This window comes from Micrococcus sp. HSID17227 (assembly GCF_003989405.1).
GTDB classification, from domain to species: domain Bacteria; phylum Actinomycetota; class Actinomycetes; order Actinomycetales; family Micrococcaceae; genus Micrococcus; species Micrococcus luteus.
The window spans coordinates 1-767 of the sequence record NZ_RBLN01000543.1 but is presented as its reverse complement, the minus strand read 5'-3'; the positions used below and the strand labels follow the sequence as shown (position 1 = coordinate 767).

Genomic DNA, 767 nt, shown 5'->3' with positions numbered 1-767 from the left:
ACGAGCTTCTGGCGGACGCAGGTGGCCTTGAGCCGGTAGGGCTCCTCGGCGTTCAGCCGCTTGTAGCGGGGGCTGATCTCGGGGAGGCGTTCCAGGTCGGTCTGGAGCGAGGTGAGGAGCTCGTCGGTGGCTCCGGTGTAGCGGATGGAGTTGGAGAGCAGTCCGCGCAGCTGGTCGACGAGTTCGAGGGCGTCGGTGATGCCGTGCTCGTGCTGGAGGATGAGCACGTCCCAGGTGACGGTGGGCGTGACGTTGGGGTTGCCGTCGCGGTCGCCTCCGATCCAGGTGCCGAAGGTGAGCGGGCGGGTGCCGGCGGGCAGTTCGACGCCGACGCGCTCCAGCTCCGCGGCGAGGTCCTCCAGGACGTCGCCGACCGCGTTGGCGTGGAGTTCGTCGAGGTAGTAGATGGCGTTGCGGGCCTCGTCGGCGGGCTCCGGGCGGACGACGCGGAGTTCGTCGGTCTGCCAGATGAGGTCGATGTTCTCGGCGAGCCGGATGTCCTGGCGTCGGCGGTCGGCCTCGATGACCGGGGTCTCGAGGAGTTCGGCGATGCGGCGGAGCTTGTTGAGGACGGAGCGCCGTGCGGCTTCGGTGGGGTGTGCGGTGAAGACGGGCCGGACGTTGAGGTTCTTGACCGTCTCGCGCAGGTGATCGGGGTCGGCGTCCTTGAGGCGGTCGGCGGTGCGGGCGAGGAGCCCGCCCTCGGCGGACCGGCGGTCGCGCATCTCGTGGGCGCGGTGGACCTGCTCGGTGACGTTGGCGAGGTG

General features: G+C 70.3%; 1 protein-coding gene. It reads right to left on the bottom strand.

From position 1 onward, the window contains the following. The coding region (locus D8M29_RS13185) for a phosphoenolpyruvate carboxylase (RefSeq protein ID WP_127446079.1) at positions 1 to 767 on the bottom strand (767 nt) is incomplete at both ends.